A 15,823-nucleotide genomic window follows, 5' to 3' on the forward strand; every position below is an offset into this window, starting at 1 on the left:
CATTTCTGACCTTTGACACAAACATTTATACAATCCCCAAGATAAGCGGCAGCAGATAATCCTTGAACCCTACCAAGATCTTCCAACTGTCCGCTTCATCGACTTGTTCGGCTGCGATCGCTACGTGTTCATTGGTCATCCTCCGATCGCCCGGTGCCATACATAAACTGAGAACGTTCACCCAAATCTTGGCCAACCTTCCACAAATGCATTCCCAATCTAAGTTGGTCAATTTCCCATGCATGCAGGGCTTGATGAACCGCATGATCTTGTTCAATCAGGGCATCCGCAAGCGCGATCGCATTAGCCGCTCCTTTAGAGACGCTGGCTGCTGTGTGGGGGCGAGGAATGAACGCGGCATCACCGACTAATGCAACACGACCAAACGCCATTTGGGGTACCCCTAAATCTAAAATCGCCTGGACAAACGGTTCTTTTGTAGCAGCAACCAGCTTTTGAAAAGGGGGTGCGAGGACTTTATTGGCATACGATCGCATCTCCTGTTCTATCTCTGGAGCCATCATGCCGGGTGGAGTTGAATAGTCGCGACGTTTACCATCTTGGTCGGTGAGAATGCGCGGTAACTCCGTTTTCTCATCATAGTTGACGTACCATACCCAGTTGAAGCGACGGTTTCCTGGCACCAGTGATTCATCCTCGCCGGGAATGACGTATTGCAGAATATGTGAGTTGGGAAATTGATAGAACACAAATCGTTCTGTCATTAGAGCCGCTGTTTCCTGACCAAGATCGGTTTCGTTCACTAACCCACGATAGGCAACATAGCCTGTATAGTGAGGCTCATAGGCGGGCAAGAGTAATCGACGAACGGTTGAGTTTGCGCCATCAGCGCCAATCAACAAATCGCCTGTATCAGAAGAGCCGTCGGCAAAAATGGCAGCCACTTGTTCATCGTTTTGCTCAATTTCTACCAAGTTTTTTCCCTGATGGTAATGCTCAGTTGGAAAGTGTCGCCGCATACTGCCATACAGCAAATTCCAGGAGGTTAAGGTCTGACGCATCGGCATCCGCTGGGCAATGCTGCCATCGCGTTTCAGGTAATATCGCTCGTGCGCTACTACACCTAATGGAGCCTCATAGGCAACTCCTGCCCGTAGAAATGCCTCCACTACATCCGGTTGCAATACGACTCCGCCGCCTCGGCTATCTAACGTGTGGGGCGATCGCTCATAAACATCCACCTGCCACCCGATTGATCGCAGCAAAATACCCGCAAATAATCCGCCTAACGAGCCACCAATAACAATGGCATGATTCTCTGTAGCGTTCATCCGACTTCCTCCAAATACTTATGGACAAACGTGACTGCCATTGCTCCTTCCCCTACGGCTGAAGCCACTCGCTTCACAGAGCCATGTCGCACATCTCCTGCCGCAAAGGAACCAGGAACACTGGTTTCTAGAAAAAATGGATCGCGCTCAAGCGTCCAGCATTCAGGTGGTCGACCATCTTTGAGCAAATCTGGTCCAGTGACTAAGTAGCCTGCCCGATCCCGAATGATGTTTGTATCTTTTGCCCATTCGGTATTTGGCGCACCACCAATGCAAACAAATAACCGTCGCGTGTCAATTGTCTGTACCGGTCGATCTCGATAGTGGGTCACTTCGATCTGCTGCAACGAGATATCCCCTACCAATCCAGTCACCTGCGTCTGAAAAAGTACCTCAATATTGCTTTTTTGGGTGATGCGCTCAACAAGGTACTGCGACAAGCTAGCTGCTAGCGTACTGCCGCGAATCAACATCGTTACTTTTTCGGCATAGCGCGAGAGGTACATAGCAGCTTGACCCGCTGAGTTGCCGCCACCCACAATAAAGATGTGCTCACCACCACACAGAGGTGCTTCACTTGCACCCGCACCGTAAAACAATCCGACATTCAGAAACTGGTCTTCATTCGGAAGATTGAGCCGTCGATACTCAATCCCTGTAGCGCAGATATTGGCATGGGCAATCATTTTGCTGCCATCCGCCATATCTGTATAGATGCGATTGTTTCGAAATTCTGATTTCACGCCTTCGCGCAGCAGCAGCAATTCAATTCCAAATTTGACTGCCTGCTGACGAGCACGTTCGGCTAAATCAGCGCCACTGATGCCTTCAGGAAATCCCATGTAATTCTCGATTAAGGAACTGGCACCTGCTTGCCCACCAATGGCGTGGCGTTCAACTAGAACCGTGCGTAGGCCCTCAGATGCTGCATATACGGCTGCACTTAAGCCAGCAGGGCCAGCACCATAAATCGACAGATCATACTCTCTGAATTTGGGTTGCGTTACCCAACCGAGTCGCTGGGCAATCTCGCGAATGGTTGGATCAAAGAGTTGGGTTCCATCTGGAAATTCAACAACAGGTAAGCGAATATTGTTCAGTGTTGAGAATCCGAGTTCGCGATCGCAGTCCCGATCGCTCGCTAATTCAATCCAGTCAAATTCAACCACGCTCCGGTTGAGAAAATCTCGAATTTCGTAAGCAGATGCTGAATTGGGCTGTCCGTAAAGTTTGACTCTATGGGGATTGGAGGATGAACCTAAGTCATTTGTCATGGTATCTTTGCCGCCGTTTTTGGATTAAACACATTCATGCTTAGGTTCAGGCAGTTGTTAATTCATGGATTGCCTTTTGCAAAGCTGTGAGAAAGACATCAACGGGTTGAGCACCCGATAATACTTCTTTGCCAATGCGAATGTGAGGAACACCATGAATCCCTTGAGCGATCGCCTGACGTTCTAGTCCTCGTACTTCTTGCATCCCCGCATCAGACAACAGGAATGCTTTTGCTGTTTTTACATCTATTCCGACTTCAGCCGCCAGATTGGCTAAAACATCAAGCTCAACAATGTTTTTTCCTTCTGTGAAATACGCCTTCAGAATGCGTTCTGCCATCACGATTGCTTTATCTTGCTGTTCAGCAAACCAGGTTAAGCGATGTGCTTTCAGGGTGTTGGGCGTAATTGTCATTAAGTCATAGCGAAACTCAATGTCATCATCCTGAGTAGCTTGCATCGTTTTCCCATCCAATTGTTGCGAGTATTCCCAACTGCCAAATTTATTGGAGCGGTAGGTTTTGCGATCCATCCCCATTTCTGGCATCTCTGGATTCAACTCAAACGGTTGCCAAACGCGCTGAATTTCGATTGCAGGTTTGATTTGAGCAATTGCTTTGTTCAGTCGAGTTTCTGCGATTAAACACCAGGGACAAATGAAATCTGAAGTAATTTTGATCGTTAATGTCATGGTGAATTCTGCAATTGATGACTCTTTCAACATAACCTCACTCACAGAAGATGTTAATCTATTCTCAGCGCCAAGCACTTTTGCGTTTTGTGCAAAGATAAACTCAAAATGGATCAATTCGCTGCCATGCAAGCCTTTGCCAAAGTGGTTGAAACAGGTGGTTTTTCAGAAGCATCTCGGCAGCTAGGCGTTGCCGTTTCTTCGGTTACACGCCAAGTCAATGCTTTAGAAAACCTACTGCACACTCAGCTATTCAACCGCTCGACTCGCAGCGTTACACTCACCCCTCAAGGGCGCAAATACTACGACAAAGTAGTGCAGATTCTTCAAGATGTCGAAGCTGCTAATCTGTCGGTTGCAGAGCAGGATGAAGTGCCAAGAGGATTGGTGCGGGTAAGTTTGCCTGCGGCATTTGGGCGACTTCATGTTGCGCCCATCATTGGAGATTTCTTAGAGCAACATCCTGAAATGCAACTTGATCTCAATCTGAGTGATGCATTGTCCAACCCCGTCGAAGACGAACTTGATGTAGTAATTCGTTTGGGGAATCTCGATCGATCTGGTGCCACTTGGCTAGTTCGCAAACTCGCTTCCTATCAGCGCCAAGTGTGCGGTAGCCCAATCTATTTCCAACAGCATGGCAAACCTAATCACCCTGATGATTTAGCCCGCTATAATTGCTTGCGCTTTAGTTACTCCACAGGGCATGAAATCTGGCGGTTTAAACGAGACCAAGAAATTTGTGAAGTTAAGGTGAATGGTTCACTGGTTGCTAATCATTCGGAAGTTCTGCGACAGGTTTGTTCCGATGGGGTTGGTATCATACTCATGCCAACCTGGTTAATTGGTGAAGATATTCGGACCGGTAGATTAGAAGCTGTCTTGAGCGATTTTCAGTTCTATCCTCAAGCCGATATGGACATGGGAATTTATGCACTTTACCTGCCCAATCGTCGTCATTCCCTGCGAGTCCAAACGTTCGTTGATTTCTTGGCACAACGGTTAAGATATCTAGCTGATTCAAACTGATCCAACAGAGATCTGAGCGGTCACCTCCCATAGACAACTTTTAGGTTGCACTCCGACAGATAAACTAAGCAGTCGAACGCCCCCGTTCACCCGCCGCTAGTAACCTTTCGGACTCACCAGTCAACCTGATACAGTCGGTGTGCAACAGGATTTATGGGTAGACAGGAAGTTAAGTGAGGCAAAGGACACAATTGTATCCATCAAGGCTTATAAGACAGCTTTAATGTTCTCTCGTAAGGCAGGAATTACTCCAGGGGGTGAACCAAGGGGTGAGACTCTACCCAAGGATGTAGACCATTGTACGGAGATGTACTTAGATTAAATATGCAAGCCTACCTGTTGCTCACTCTACGGACTGAGCGCAGCCAAGACTTAAAAAGAAATCGTATGACTGATGGAACTCCAAATAGAGAGCCAAAACCCGAATACCGAGTTTTCTATCGTGGGTATGGTTTAAAGGTTACTCAAGATCAAAAGTTGAAAGTTTGGACGCTTAGCTACAGCTTAAAAGACTACCCCCCTGTAATTTCCAAACTTAAGTGGAAGAACGTTAAAGAAGCGATTGATCACGGCAAAAGGATGATTGATTCTTTGTTAGGCAAGCAAGACCATTAGTCCTTATTTCAGACTCAAACTGGCACAAGCAACTCTCACAGAGGAGTTTAACTTACTGCCCCGACTAGTAAAACGCTTAGCAGACGGAGCGATCGCCCCTCTCCATCTGGGCACTCTGACGACATTGTTAAGGTGCCTTTGCTATGAACATCCGATGGAAACGAATTTTAATTCCATGCGCGATCGCCGCTGTCTTGATATTGGGCATTCCCTACGCTGGCATTCAGTACTTTAAGAGCCAGGGCATCTGGTACGACAGCGAGGGGAACCCACACGCGGATATCTGGGTTGAAGAGTAGGGGCGATCGCCAACAGTTCTGCATTTGCATCACTCAACGGCTTAATTCGTTCTTGGATTGTCTTTTTGCCAACGTTCCATCTTGTCTGCAATTTTTAGCGCATATTCCAGTGTATGAATTTCAGCCCCAAATTTGCTGACACACTCTTCATCGGCTCGCCAGATGTGCTCAAAAATCTGATCCTTGATGTCTTTGGATAGGATTGTGGCATCACTAAGCAAGTCTTCAATGATGTCCATGAAGGTATTCCACTGTATGTACTCAACGGGGAACAGAAGCTGAAGTGGGATCATTGTCTTGTCTTCTAGTTCGTCCCACATACCTGATTCCGCCTCTTCTTGGCTTGCCTCATTTGCTTTAAGTTTGCGGACGAGGGCTGCTGCTAGTGCCTTTACATCATGTTGGGTAAGTTGCTGGACTTCTGCGTTGAAAGCGTCTGTCATTGGTTGTTCCTCATTGGTTAAGCGGCGATCGCTCTCTTCCTGCCCTGAAAGGGAGGCGCTACTGATGCTGGGTGACGGGGAAATCTAAGCGGCAGTTACCTAGCCTGTATTCCTGTCATTAAGCCAGTCAGTACTGTAACCGTTGTGTCTTGCAAAATTCCTAAGAGTTGCTCCCGAAATTGCACAGCCTCGTTCATTCACCCAAGCGTGATAGGCATCATGGATAGACTCTTTGATTATGAGTATGTTGTTCTCATCTGCTGCAAGATCGGGTCTTTCGGATTCACCTATTATGTGGTGAGCATGTTTTCTGCCATCGTTGCCAAATTGTTCTCTGCAAAGCTGACAGAACCTATGCCTCCTTTTAAGCCTTGCAATGGTTAATGCTCTTGACCTAACTTGATCGTTTCCTATAGTTTGGGCTTGAAGTGCAAGTTGAGGATTGGAGCCGACAATGTAAGCAAGCAAAGTTAAACTTGCACGGTATTCAAGCGCTCTGCTGGATTTATCTACAGCAAGTTTCTCAAGTAGTGTGTAAATTCCAATAGGGGCGATCGCTTCTGGTATCTCCAATGTATCTACTAAAAACGGTCGAACAATATCTCTATAAGCGTTAATAATGTTTTTTGCACTCTGTCTGCTATTAGTTAGCAACACTCCATGAAGTTCATTCAGGGGAATATATGCCGCACCGTTTCTAATGATTAGTTTGTTTGCTAAAGAATTGAATTTAGCAACTTGTCCAGCAGTTAATGTGACCTGAAGCGCAACTTCATTGTCTTGACTGAGAGATATTTTGGGCATTTTTCTAGACACCCAGCCCGCCATTCATTTTTACCAGAGCCATCATCTGCTCATGAAGGCGATTAACGTTAGCCATTTGCTCATCTGTACCACCACTATCAGGGTGATACTGTTGAGCCAGTTTTTTGTAGACAGACTTTGCGGCAGATTCGCATTCTGTTGCATCTTCTGCTATGTCAAAGTCTTCAAATTTTGAACGATCAAAATTGCGGTCTAATAACCAAAACCCAATCTCATCAAAGTCAGACGGTTGAACTACAGATTTCTTGAGAGCTTCAATTTCTTGCTTCAAAGATTCAACGAGTTCGTTCAAAGCTTTTACCTGAGTTTTAAGTTGCTCCGGGGAAGGCTCATTCAGTTTCTGTGCTAAGGTCTCCCACCCTCGCGCTTTTATGCCAGGGAAGGCTTTTCTAGCATCTTGAAAGCTTTTGAATTGTTTTTTAAGTTCTGCTTCGGTATACATGCTTTGGTTATTGCTAGTCATACGTTACTTGACTACGTAGATTTCTTTCTAAGCTGCCCTTATTTTTTGAAATTTTACCTAAAGTAGCGATGAAAAACCGTGAAAGAGATATGAATCTCCTCAAAGCCAGCGCTGCAATTGAGCGATCGCAGCTATCAACGGTTAAATTTCAACTTGAGACAATGCGGATGAACTAACCTCTCATCCCCCATGACAAAAACATCCACTGATACCGTCCGGTGTTACTTGAAAGAGATCGGACGGTTTCGCCTTTTAAGTGCAGAGAAAGAGTTGACATTGGCTAGGCAGATTCAGGTAGGGCTAGCAGAACGGGAGAAGGAGCCAGCAGAGCAAGACTAGGCAGCAATTCACAGGGGCGATCGCGCCAAACGTCGAGTGATTGGGACAAACCTGCGTCTGGTCGTCTCCATTGCCAAGAAGTATCAGAATCGAGGTTTGGAATTGCTGGATTCGATTCAGGAAGACAGTCTAGGGCTTGACCGGGCTACTGAGAAGTTTGACCCTATCAAACGTGAGTTCGGGATAAGAAATCATTAGAACCCCTGATTTTTCGTACCTCGTTTCATTGCAGTGAATCAAGCTATTGTCAACAAAGCCCATAAATGCAAGTATTCTCAATAAATAGCCTTATTGAAAAGGGGTTACAGCACTACCCTTTGGTTAAAGCTTTTTGTATCAAGCTTCACAGCGTTTGGCTTAACCCGAACTCACGTTATCAAAGGGTTTAAGTTCAGCACCTACGCTTATTGGTGGATTCGGCAGGCAGTGACGCGGGCGACCGCCAGATCATCGAACAGTGCTGAGGCATTGGCAGCGTGGATGGCTGCAAGCCATCGTTGGGTAAGGTTGCTCGGTCGGTCAAGCTGCTGGAAGCCTCTTTTCGGAAGTTATCGGAAGTTATATGAGGGAATTCCTCAACCACTTCCTTTCCCACGATGATCCTCAAGCCGTATCCGATCCTTTTCAAGTGTCCGTAAAGGCGACAAAAAACTGAATTTCTCCGACAAGACCGACATCTTTCCAATTTAAGTCGGCTTCATCCGCCTTAAATTGCGGTTGTTCTGCTCTCTCAACCTGTGAAAACCCTGATATGAAAGGTGTGAAAGCGATCCGACAGAAAGTCGGAAGTTGGAGGAAAGTGCAATACGCAACTGGCAGATCACTAAGAACAGACATTTCAAGGCACCGAAGAAAGCCTGTCCAACTTAGGGGATTGGTTTTGGCGCTACTTAACTTCAGCTAAAACATTTAGTTCTGCAATTCTCGGAAACTCATCCCATGTACGCCCATCTAATTCTCTCCCAAACTTCTTCTTACGCACTCCACCCCACTGTTTGAAGAAGAAGGGTACTTCAGCTTCAACACATTGATCTCTGATGTTCCTGACCCACTCAATATCCATAGGGCGAGCACCAGGACCTGATTCTCCACCAACAATAATCCAATTCAAACCATCTAGAGGAATTTTCAGTGAGCCAAGCAATGGTTCGCATGACAAGAAGCGAACTTTAGCTGGAACTTCTTTTAGGGCCTCAGCTCTCCACATCCAAGCTTGGGACTCGACACTAACTCCAACCCAGACATTGCGAGGAAAATTCTTAATTTGCCTGGCTATTTCAACTAATCGCTCTGGACGTTTTGTTAATACCTGAAATTGATGCCAATCAGCCTTCGACATCGCAAGGAATACTTCATGAATAAAATCGTCTGGAATATCTTGATGAAACAAATCGCTCATCGAGTTTACGAATATTAAACGAGGCTTTTTCCAGGAAGATGGCAGCTTTAATCTTTCAGGCCATAGTTTAATATCAAATCCTTGTTCATAAGGATGTCCAGGAACACCTCGAAAGCGTTCTGCAAAACGCTCTGCATAACAGTGGAAGCAGCCAGGGCTAACTTTTTGGCATCCAGTTGTAGGATTCCAAGTAGCTTCAGTCCATTCTATTGTTGAATTTGTACTCATCTTCTTATCCCCTACCAAGAATATCTTATGCAATCTTTATTGCTGTAGCTGAGCCTTTTGGATTTGCGGAAGCAAAACATAAAAGATACAGAGGATTATTTTTAGAATTGAGTAACATCCTTGGATTGTTAGCAACCCCTTGAAAAATACTAGAAAAACGTTCATTTAGGTATTGGCTAATCCGTTCAAAATTGGCAGTTTTTCTGGTATGAGTTTGCTGCCCGTAACCCATAACTTCCGAAATAAAGTTTGGCTCTTCAATATACGTTTCGTAAAATAATTCATACCAGTCTGATGTACCAAGAACTGTGTCTATTCTACAACGATTTGCTTCGCTAATTCTTCCATTGTTTTTAAGTAGTCTGTTAAGGGCTATGCCAATTGGAAAAAGATACCAAAGATCAATTGCTTTTGTTTTGGCAACAACTTCAATGGTTTTCCAGGAAACATGCATTCCGTAAGGATCTAGAAAAAGTACGGCACGAACGCCATCCTTCATCCATTGGTACTCATGACAAATTTCTTGAATAAGAGCATTTGCATCTGAGTTCTTAAATATAATTTTCTGTTCAGGATACTCTAATTTCAGTTTTTGAAGCTCTGAGAATCTTGGCTTACTTTTCTCTATAAATAAATATTTTGTAAAAGTCGGTTCAACTTTCAATGCAATTCGAGCAGAGCCGTCCAATTGCTGCTTAAGTTTGCTTGAGGAAGTTTCGGGTTGCTCAGAACTCGATCCATCAGCAAGAAGGTCGAGTAAGCTTGGTTGTTGACTTTGTTCATCTTCATCCTCATTCTGTTTTAGAGTTAACCAACCTGTTCCTGCAAAAGCATCAATATACATATACTCACTGAAATGCTTGCTCATAATTTTTGTATATGCATGTAAGTACTTATCCAAACACCTTAGTTTCTGAGTTGTCCAATCGCCGCCAAATGAATGCTTAATCATTCTCAATTAACCTCAGTGGCTATTTTGTTGTTACTGTTATAGCCTCTAAGAATTGTAGGTTGTTAATAGAAGGTTGATTGTCTAATATCTGCTCGGAAGGAAAAATACACCCTTCACCGCCAAAAACGTAAGCTTGTCCACTATCTCTTTTCACACTGGCAACAACAAAGTCTGCTGCCTAACCAATTTAAGCAAGTCAAGTTACTGTTCAGGAAGGTCAGTTAATCTGGTTTTCAATACTCCTCATATTGAGCGCTTGACAGCAGAAGTCAGGCGCTCTTTTTGATGCCTGAAAACTCTGATTCGCCTAGCTGATGGAGTTACTTAAAACCTGTCAGTAACTCGAATCCTAAAACACTTGATTGCTGCTGACACTACTAAAAAAGCTGGTGAGGATAGGGGCATCACAAGCAAACGAGGCACTGAGATGACTACCAACTACACGGTTCAACAACTTGAAGCGATGACCACCGAAGAACTGACCAAGCTTGTTTCTGATCTGTGTTTATCGACCCAAGGCGATCGCCGCTTCCTGATTGAGAACGTGTTGTTAGGTCAACGCTTCCCGGATTACATCCAGCAGCTAAAAGCTGAGCGCCAACGTGCTAACTGATGACCGCTTGACTGCTAACTGACTAGACATTAATCGAGGCAAAACAATGACTACCACCTACACTCGCGACCAACTGACCACCCGTGAAATGACCAAACCCAAACTCCAGAACATTGCTGCTGGACTGGAGATTGAGTTTGAACAGAGCGACACGAAAGCGCAGTTGAAGGATGACGAAATTACTTGTCAATGCATATTATTAAATTAGTCTAGTCATCATAAACGGGGCTTTAAACATTTCCCCTCACTCTTTCTAGCTACTTAGAATCTACTGCAGTAGGTGAGTGTGCTAAAGCTGCGGTGCCTTGATCAGAATCAACCTCAAACAGACATTCACCAACTGGAGAACTTATTCCTATGCCCCAAGCTCAAACTATTGAAACATCTTCCGACTCGACACTCTCGAAACTACTGGAGGCAGATGCAGCGCTAGTAGCCGAAGTCGCCGCACTCACCGCTCAGCTAGAGGCAATTGGACAGAAGCGCCAGGGCTTGCAAACGGTGATTGAATTGTTTAGTTCGACAGACTCTTCCTCTGTAGAGTCACCATCTGCGCTGGAAGAGCAATCTAAACCTGCATCCCCTGCGCCCCCAGCAGCAGACCCATTAATTGCAGCTTCTGATGCTGAGACAGCGGGTTCAAAAGAACAGGTTGCCAAAGGAACTAAGACTCCTGCTAAGGGACGTAATGCTAAAACGACGAGAAAATTGAAGTCCGATGAGCCTGCTAAGGGCTGGCAGCACTACATCCGCAAAGAGTTTGCGAAGTTGTCTCTCCCTCGAGCGGTGGCAAGTGTAATGCAAAGTCAACCGGAGGCAGTTTTAGGTGTTCCAGAGATCGTGAACACACTTTTTGTCGATGCGACTCCTCAAGCAGCTCGCAATGACGCTCGTAACCGAGTTTCGAATGTTCTTTCGATTGGCTTAAAGAACGACCAGTGGTATTGGGCTAAGAAGGGGCAATACAGCCTCTCACGGGAGGTAGCCGAAGCGAGCGTCGCCTCGTAAAGCAGTACCTTCACACCAAAGTTGACCTCACCATTAGCACAACTAGCTGATGTGCTGATGGTGAGCAAAGCCTGGAAGGGCAAAACCTCAACCCAGAGAAGCTTTTTCCTAGCGGGCTCTGGGAAGAATCAAACGATGAAGCTCCATCACCTTGCGTCAGCAGAGGGTGGAGCTTCATGCTAATCATAGAGAAAAGTTGTTCGCCTAATCAGAAATTCAGTCAGAATAAAAGAGTTCTCAACTATTCAAGTGAAGGATGAGACGGTTGTGTCGCAAAAACTAGTGGGTGGTAAGGTACATAGAACTAACCTTGCCTTCTCTTCCTTTGATGTCTACCCCTGCTTCATTGAAATGGCGGCACTTTTTGCCTCAAATCATCCTGCTTAACGTCCGATGGTATTGTCGTTACGCCTTGAGCTACCGGGATCTCGAAGAGATGATGCAGGAACGGGGGGTGGAGGTAGACCATTCGACGCTCAATCGTTGGGTTTTGAAGTACGCCCCAGAACTGGACAAACGCATCCGACCTCACTTGAAGCCGACAAACGACTCGTGGAGAACTGACGAGACTTACCTCAAAATCAAGGGTGAGTGGAAATATCTGAACCCGTGCTGTCGATTCGGAGGGGAATACTCTGGACTTTATGCTAAGCGCCAAGCGGGATGGCAAGGCAGCAGCCCGATTTTTCCGCAAGGTGCTCAAAGCACAGCACACTAGGACTCCACGAGTTATTACAGTAGACAAGAATGCGGCTTACTCAGTGGCAATAGAAGCGCTCAAAGAAGATGAGACGCTGGCTGAAACAACCGAATTACGGCAAGTGAAATACTCCAATAACGTCGTTGAACAGGACCACAGAAATATCAAGCGAATTACTAGACCGATGATGGGGTTTAAGTCGTTCAATAGTGCGAGAAGAACTTTGAGGGGAATCGAAGCGATGAGTATGATTCGCAAAGGACAAGTAAAAGGAGTCAAACCAGGGGACAGTGTGTCTGGAGTGAAATTTATCGAAGCGATTTTTGGAATTGCTACTTAAGGCAATGAAAACATGTCTCGTGTCAACTACCTTGCTCGATTATCTAAATTCACCTTGTCTGGTTAAGGACAACCCAAATGAATTGTCGCGCTAGAGTGACAACTACTAATCGGCACTACAAAGCGAGACTAGATTTGGACTAAAAGTGGACTGTCGTGTTCACACGACAGCCCGTTCAACCCCAGTTAAATCGTGAATCAGTAACGCCAGAAGTATGATACTGACGTAGCCTAGTTGCTCTCCTGAGCAACTAGGCAAAGCGTACATTGCAGATCGCACCGTTAAAAGCTACGTCGGTTGAGCCCGTTCTAGTGCAGATTGCTTGCGAAAGCTCTGGGCTTGAATGTCAATAATGAGAGCATGATGCACTAATCGGTCTACCGCAGCGACCGTCATGGTGGAGTCAGAAAAGATCGCATCCCATTGACTAAACGGCTGGTTCGCTGTGACCAGCAAACTCCTGCGCTCATAACGATGAGCAATGAGTTCAAATAGCACACCCGTTTCCGCCTCACTCTTTTTGACATAGCCTAAATCATCAACGATCAGTAGATCGAAGCGGTCTAGTTTTGTGAGGGTTGCTGACAATTGCAATTGCAGTTTGGCATATTGCAACTGCTGGACTAGGGTAGTGGCTGAGAAAAATTTAGCTCGCTTACCGCACTCAATCGCACTTCGCCCCAGTGCTGCTGCAAGATGCGTTTTGCCAACGCCACTTGGACCCAGCAAAATCAGGTTCTCGGCTCGCTCTAACCAACCAGCATCTTGGCTTAATTGTACCAGGGGAGTTGGGTTGAGACGAGGACAGTGCTCAAAGTTGAAGGTGGTAAAGCTTTTTCCGGTTGGCAGCTGTGCTTCTGCTAGAGCTCGCTGCAATCTCACTTGTAACTTTCTGTCCGCCTCTAATTGACACAGTGCTAGCAAGAACTGAGCGTACGACCAATTCTCCTGAATCGCTTTGGCTTCCAGGCTTTGCCAGTGGCTGAGCATATGGGACAAACGCAGTTGTTTGAGCAGTAGGCTCAGACTCTGATAAGGGTTGCTCGCACACAGATGAGGGGTTGGTGTCGTTGGTGGAGGGGGTGGAACTAAGGAGTTGGTCATACTCGGATAACTCGTGTTGCTGAACATTAACGGCGGGCAGTGCAGGGGAGGAGAGCAACTGGAAGTGCTGCTGTAAGCGGACGAGTGTTAAACTGTCCTGCTGCAATTGCACCTCAAGGTAGTCTGCAACTGCCGTCTCCTTATCCTGAGTGGCGGCAATGTAGAGGGCTTCCACCATGACTTTGGCAGCACTATCAGCATCAAACTGCACGCTCATCTGTTGCCAGAGACCTCGCCATTGCTCGGTGGGTAAAATTTCCTGCTGCCAGGTGCAATATAAAAAGGCTCTGGGTTTACGGCGCAGTCCTTCAATGATATGGCGATAGTTGATGCAGCGGGCACGGCGATGGGTACCGCTACTAGCACCTCGGACACGAGCAAGCTCAATGACTTGTTGTTTGCCGACAAATCCGACCAGGCGGTCATGGTAGAGATGCACGGTGAGTTGTCGTCCAATCAGTCGTGACGGCACACTATAGAGAACACAGCGCACCTCAATGGTGCTATAACAACTGACCTTGACTAAGGCTTCCTCATAATCAGCAAAGCGATACTTGGGTAATGGTTGCAGGTGGTGTTTCTCGTCCTCAAACTTAGTTGTGCATTTGGCGTTAATCGTGGCTATAACCTGCTCGATGAACCTCTGATAGCATTGCACCGACTCAAAATCAAAACTGCCACGCAAATACAACTGTTGCACTAACCGGCGCTTGAAGTGTCCATGTGGCGATTCAATCGAGCCATTCTCATGGGCAAGACCTGTGTTGTTGCGCGTCGGTCGCATCCGATAGTGCTCACACAACTCGTCATAAAAGCGAGTTAACGGCTTGTAGCGCTTACCTGCCATGTTGCGATACGCGGCACTCAAAGAGTCGGTGCGATGCAACTTTGGTGCTCCTCCACAGGCGTTAAGAGCATTCTGCAATCCTTCCGACAAGCCGATAAAGCTTTCCCCGCCTTGAATGACCTGCACATACTGCCAGCCGCTGTACGCTAAGCGGTAGTGGTAGAGGATGTGCTCAAACGGCTTGCCATCGACCGTAATCTCGACCCCCTTCAACTCGGTGAAGTCGGACAATCCCATTTCTCCAGGTTCATGTCGCAACTGGAACATTACATCCTTGGGGTCACCATATAGCGTTTTCCAGGTTTCTACCCGCCGCTGCAAAGTTCGCAAGCTTTGCTCATACTGCCCTGGATATTTGTTAATGAGATACTCGTATAAGGTCGTTGGCTCTAAGCGGGGTTCCCGCTTGAGCATTGGTTCTAGTTCACTCTCCCACACCCCGGCAAGTGGGTCGGGGCGCGTCCGCCACTCGCGCTCTGGTCCGTACTTCGGTTGATGCTCTCCCTGTTCTATCCGTCTACCACTCCGCTCGCTAAAGCCAGCGATGGCAGCTGATGCTTGCTGCGTGCACCCTTGTTCCCTTGCTCGCATATACACTTGAACCTGATAGGTTTGAATATATGTACCTGGCACTGGTAGCTCTCCCTGTAAACCCTTGGGAGTTCTCTAGTGCTTTTTTTACGGTTTGACCAGCCCCCCACCTTCAATGCAGGTTGACCTTGCGATCTAACCTTGGGTTGCGATCTGATAACCGGTCAAGTCATTGCTTTTCGATCCAGCCAAGGTTATTGTCGCCGAACAAAAACAATACCAATCGCTTGTCCTTTATAAGTTTTTGCGACACAACCTTCTGATTTAGCTAATAGGATAAACAAGTGCGCCTTGACCTGGATTGACGGACGATAGAGTCTCCTAAACGGGATAGTAATTACTCACTTCACCACTGTCATAACCGTCCTAGTCCAGAACCAAGCTTCCGTACGAGCCAAATGCATCAGTGAGGGGTCGGTCTTAACTGTCAAGGCACGGCACAAGTTTAGGGGATAGCGACTTCACAACTCTGTTTCTTTCGTACATAAGGAGCAGAATGGCTCTTGGGCAGCTTCTGTCACTCTGAAAGGAGGATAAATTCTTGTGCTGTTGATGTACGGTTTAGCTTAATTCATCCAGTCTGGTATCAACGAATTTACCTCGTTTCAGCTATTCTTTAGCCAGAGTGACAGCAGAGGGATATACAGTGGTTTAGAATGGCGTTGCAGAATGGAGGTATGAATTAGGGGAAATTTCGATGCAGTGTCCTGAATGCGGTTCCACTCACATCCGTAAGAACGGGAAAAGAAGAGGTAAGCAAAATCACATTTG

General features: G+C 46.4%; 18 protein-coding genes and 3 pseudogenes. 9 read left to right on the forward strand and 12 right to left on the reverse strand.

Annotation, left to right across the window (positions count from 1 at the left end):
• Nucleotides 1-128: 128 nt before the first annotated feature.
• The 3 genes from H6F93_RS11305 to H6F93_RS11315 are packed head-to-tail and all read right to left on the reverse strand — an operon-like array spanning nt 129 to nt 3,257.
• Nucleotides 129-1,292 carry an FAD binding domain-containing protein gene (locus H6F93_RS11305; protein ID WP_190680751.1) on the reverse strand — a complete coding sequence of 388 codons (1,164 nt, stop codon included), beginning with the start codon at nt 1,290-1,292 and terminating at the stop codon, nt 129-131.
• The gene (locus H6F93_RS11310) at nt 1,289-2,566 is read right to left on the reverse strand and encodes an FAD-dependent oxidoreductase (protein ID WP_190680754.1); all 1,278 of its coding nucleotides are present in this window, start codon (nt 2,564-2,566) and stop codon (nt 1,289-1,291) included. The genes H6F93_RS11305 and H6F93_RS11310 overlap by 4 nt, the downstream gene beginning before the upstream one ends.
• 46 nt (nt 2,567-2,612) lie before the next feature.
• Nucleotides 2,613-3,257, reverse strand: coding sequence for a DsbA family oxidoreductase (locus H6F93_RS11315; protein ID WP_190680756.1), 645 nt, complete (start codon nt 3,255-3,257; stop codon nt 2,613-2,615).
• A gap of 108 nt (nt 3,258-3,365) precedes the next feature.
• Between H6F93_RS11315 and H6F93_RS11320 the strand changes: the two genes are divergently transcribed.
• Together H6F93_RS11320 and H6F93_RS11325 are read left to right on the forward strand one after the other, a co-directional pair.
• Nucleotides 3,366-4,286: a LysR family transcriptional regulator gene (locus H6F93_RS11320; protein ID WP_190680758.1), complete on the forward strand. Its 921-nt coding sequence runs from the start codon at nt 3,366-3,368 to the stop codon at nt 4,284-4,286.
• A 324-nt stretch (nt 4,287-4,610) separates the two neighbouring features.
• Nucleotides 4,611-4,901 (forward strand): hypothetical protein, encoded by a 291-nt coding sequence (locus H6F93_RS11325; protein WP_190680761.1) that lies wholly within the window; start codon nt 4,611-4,613, stop codon nt 4,899-4,901.
• Nucleotides 4,902-5,068: 167 nt separating this feature from the next.
• Here the strand turns inward: H6F93_RS11325 and H6F93_RS11330 are convergent, their stop codons facing one another.
• The 4 genes from H6F93_RS11330 to H6F93_RS11345 form a co-directional block, all read right to left on the reverse strand.
• Complete coding sequence (locus tag H6F93_RS11330; protein WP_190680763.1) at nt 5,069-5,224, reverse strand: hypothetical protein; 156 nt, start codon at nt 5,222-5,224, stop codon at nt 5,069-5,071.
• Between the two features lie 17 nt (nt 5,225-5,241).
• Nucleotides 5,242-5,643: a hypothetical protein gene (locus tag H6F93_RS11335; RefSeq protein ID WP_190680765.1), complete on the reverse strand. Its 402-nt coding sequence runs from the start codon at nt 5,641-5,643 to the stop codon at nt 5,242-5,244.
• Between the two features lie 99 nt (nt 5,644-5,742).
• A complete protein-coding gene (locus tag H6F93_RS11340) occupies nt 5,743-6,447 on the reverse strand; it encodes a hypothetical protein (protein ID WP_190680767.1) in 705 nt (234 codons plus the stop codon).
• Nucleotides 6,448-6,451: 4 nt separating this feature from the next.
• Nucleotides 6,452-6,910 carry a hypothetical protein gene (locus tag H6F93_RS11345; RefSeq protein WP_190680770.1) on the reverse strand — a complete coding sequence of 153 codons (459 nt, stop codon included), beginning with the start codon at nt 6,908-6,910 and terminating at the stop codon, nt 6,452-6,454.
• 210 nt (nt 6,911-7,120) lie between these two features.
• On the opposite strand from H6F93_RS11345, the gene H6F93_RS35155 reads away from it, so the two are divergent.
• Complete coding sequence (locus tag H6F93_RS35155; protein ID WP_190680772.1) at nt 7,121-7,270, forward strand: sigma-70 factor domain-containing protein; 150 nt, start codon at nt 7,121-7,123, stop codon at nt 7,268-7,270.
• A gap of 12 nt (nt 7,271-7,282) precedes the next feature.
• Nucleotides 7,283-7,441: pseudogene (locus H6F93_RS35160) on the forward strand (sigma factor); the annotation flags it as partial.
• A 453-nt stretch (nt 7,442-7,894) separates the two neighbouring features.
• On the opposite strand, the gene H6F93_RS11360 reads toward H6F93_RS35160, so the two are convergent.
• Genes H6F93_RS11360 through tcmP form a run of 3 tightly spaced genes read right to left on the reverse strand, consistent with a single transcriptional unit; the run spans nt 7,895 to nt 9,849 of the window.
• Nucleotides 7,895-8,107, reverse strand: coding sequence for a hypothetical protein (locus H6F93_RS11360; RefSeq protein ID WP_190680774.1), 213 nt, complete (start codon nt 8,105-8,107; stop codon nt 7,895-7,897).
• A gap of 49 nt (nt 8,108-8,156) precedes the next feature.
• Entirely contained in the window at nt 8,157-8,897 is a 741-nt protein-coding gene (locus H6F93_RS11365) for a DUF5131 family protein (RefSeq protein WP_190680777.1), read from the reverse strand.
• 25 nt (nt 8,898-8,922) lie between these two features.
• Nucleotides 8,923-9,849 (reverse strand): three-Cys-motif partner protein TcmP, encoded by a 927-nt coding sequence (gene tcmP, locus H6F93_RS11370; RefSeq protein ID WP_190680779.1) that lies wholly within the window; start codon nt 9,847-9,849, stop codon nt 8,923-8,925.
• A gap of 427 nt (nt 9,850-10,276) precedes the next feature.
• On the opposite strand from tcmP, the gene H6F93_RS11375 reads away from it, so the two are divergent.
• From H6F93_RS11375 to H6F93_RS11390, 4 genes and pseudogenes are all read left to right on the forward strand, one after another.
• A complete protein-coding gene (locus H6F93_RS11375) occupies nt 10,277-10,462 on the forward strand; it encodes a hypothetical protein (RefSeq protein WP_190680782.1) in 186 nt (61 codons plus the stop codon).
• Between the two features lie 46 nt (nt 10,463-10,508).
• Nucleotides 10,509-10,670 carry a hypothetical protein gene (locus H6F93_RS11380; RefSeq protein WP_190680784.1) on the forward strand — a complete coding sequence of 54 codons (162 nt, stop codon included), beginning with the start codon at nt 10,509-10,511 and terminating at the stop codon, nt 10,668-10,670.
• Nucleotides 10,671-10,819: 149 nt separating this feature from the next.
• A complete protein-coding gene (locus tag H6F93_RS11385) occupies nt 10,820-11,470 on the forward strand; it encodes a hypothetical protein (RefSeq protein ID WP_190680786.1) in 651 nt (216 codons plus the stop codon).
• Between the two features lie 328 nt (nt 11,471-11,798).
• Nucleotides 11,799-12,510: pseudogene (locus H6F93_RS11390) on the forward strand (IS6 family transposase).
• A gap of 288 nt (nt 12,511-12,798) precedes the next feature.
• Here the strand turns inward: H6F93_RS11390 and istB are convergent.
• Complete coding sequence (istB, locus tag H6F93_RS11395; RefSeq protein ID WP_190680788.1) at nt 12,799-13,500, reverse strand: IS21-like element helper ATPase IstB; 702 nt, start codon at nt 13,498-13,500, stop codon at nt 12,799-12,801.
• Nucleotides 13,501-13,996: 496 nt separating this feature from the next.
• Nucleotides 13,997-15,052: pseudogene (istA, locus tag H6F93_RS35165) on the reverse strand (IS21 family transposase); the annotation flags it as partial.
• Between the two features lie 697 nt (nt 15,053-15,749).
• On the opposite strand from istA, the gene H6F93_RS11405 reads away from it, so the two are divergent.
• Nucleotides 15,750-15,823: transposase-like zinc-binding domain-containing protein (locus H6F93_RS11405; protein WP_524537931.1), on the forward strand; the 74-nt coding region annotated here is incomplete at its 3' end.

The sequence above is a fragment of the Leptolyngbya sp. FACHB-671 genome, assembly GCF_014695745.1.
Lineage (GTDB): Bacteria > Cyanobacteriota > Cyanobacteriia > Elainellales > Elainellaceae > JAAUTN01.

Excerpts from the sequence above, each read along its gene's own strand:
- H6F93_RS11385 (WP_190680786.1), top strand. The coding sequence starts at position 10,820 with ATGCCCCAAGCTCAAACTATTGAAACATCTTCCGACTCGACACTCTCG.
- H6F93_RS11315 (WP_190680756.1), bottom strand. The coding sequence starts at position 3,257 with ATGACATTAACGATCAAAATTACTTCAGATTTCATTTGTCCCTGGTGT.
- H6F93_RS11375 (WP_190680782.1), top strand. The coding sequence starts at position 10,277 with ATGACTACCAACTACACGGTTCAACAACTTGAAGCGATGACCACCGAA.
- istB (WP_190680788.1), bottom strand. The coding sequence starts at position 13,500 with ATGCTCAGCCACTGGCAAAGCCTGGAAGCCAAAGCGATTCAGGAGAAT.
- H6F93_RS11335 (WP_190680765.1), bottom strand. The coding sequence starts at position 5,643 with ATGACAGACGCTTTCAACGCAGAAGTCCAGCAACTTACCCAACATGAT.
- H6F93_RS11320 (WP_190680758.1), top strand. The coding sequence starts at position 3,366 with ATGGATCAATTCGCTGCCATGCAAGCCTTTGCCAAAGTGGTTGAAACA.
- H6F93_RS11330 (WP_190680763.1), bottom strand. The coding sequence starts at position 5,224 with ATGCAGAACTGTTGGCGATCGCCCCTACTCTTCAACCCAGATATCCGC.
- H6F93_RS11340 (WP_190680767.1), bottom strand. The coding sequence starts at position 6,447 with ATGCCCAAAATATCTCTCAGTCAAGACAATGAAGTTGCGCTTCAGGTC.
- H6F93_RS11305 (WP_190680751.1), bottom strand. The coding sequence starts at position 1,292 with ATGAACGCTACAGAGAATCATGCCATTGTTATTGGTGGCTCGTTAGGC.
- tcmP (WP_190680779.1), bottom strand. The coding sequence starts at position 9,849 with ATGATTAAGCATTCATTTGGCGGCGATTGGACAACTCAGAAACTAAGG.
- H6F93_RS11360 (WP_190680774.1), bottom strand. The coding sequence starts at position 8,107 with ATGTCTGTTCTTAGTGATCTGCCAGTTGCGTATTGCACTTTCCTCCAA.
- H6F93_RS35155 (WP_190680772.1), top strand. The coding sequence starts at position 7,121 with ATGACAAAAACATCCACTGATACCGTCCGGTGTTACTTGAAAGAGATC.
- H6F93_RS11345 (WP_190680770.1), bottom strand. The coding sequence starts at position 6,910 with ATGTATACCGAAGCAGAACTTAAAAAACAATTCAAAAGCTTTCAAGAT.
- H6F93_RS11380 (WP_190680784.1), top strand. The coding sequence starts at position 10,509 with ATGACTACCACCTACACTCGCGACCAACTGACCACCCGTGAAATGACC.
- H6F93_RS11310 (WP_190680754.1), bottom strand. The coding sequence starts at position 2,566 with ATGACAAATGACTTAGGTTCATCCTCCAATCCCCATAGAGTCAAACTT.
- H6F93_RS11325 (WP_190680761.1), top strand. The coding sequence starts at position 4,611 with ATGCAAGCCTACCTGTTGCTCACTCTACGGACTGAGCGCAGCCAAGAC.
- H6F93_RS11365 (WP_190680777.1), bottom strand. The coding sequence starts at position 8,897 with ATGAGTACAAATTCAACAATAGAATGGACTGAAGCTACTTGGAATCCT.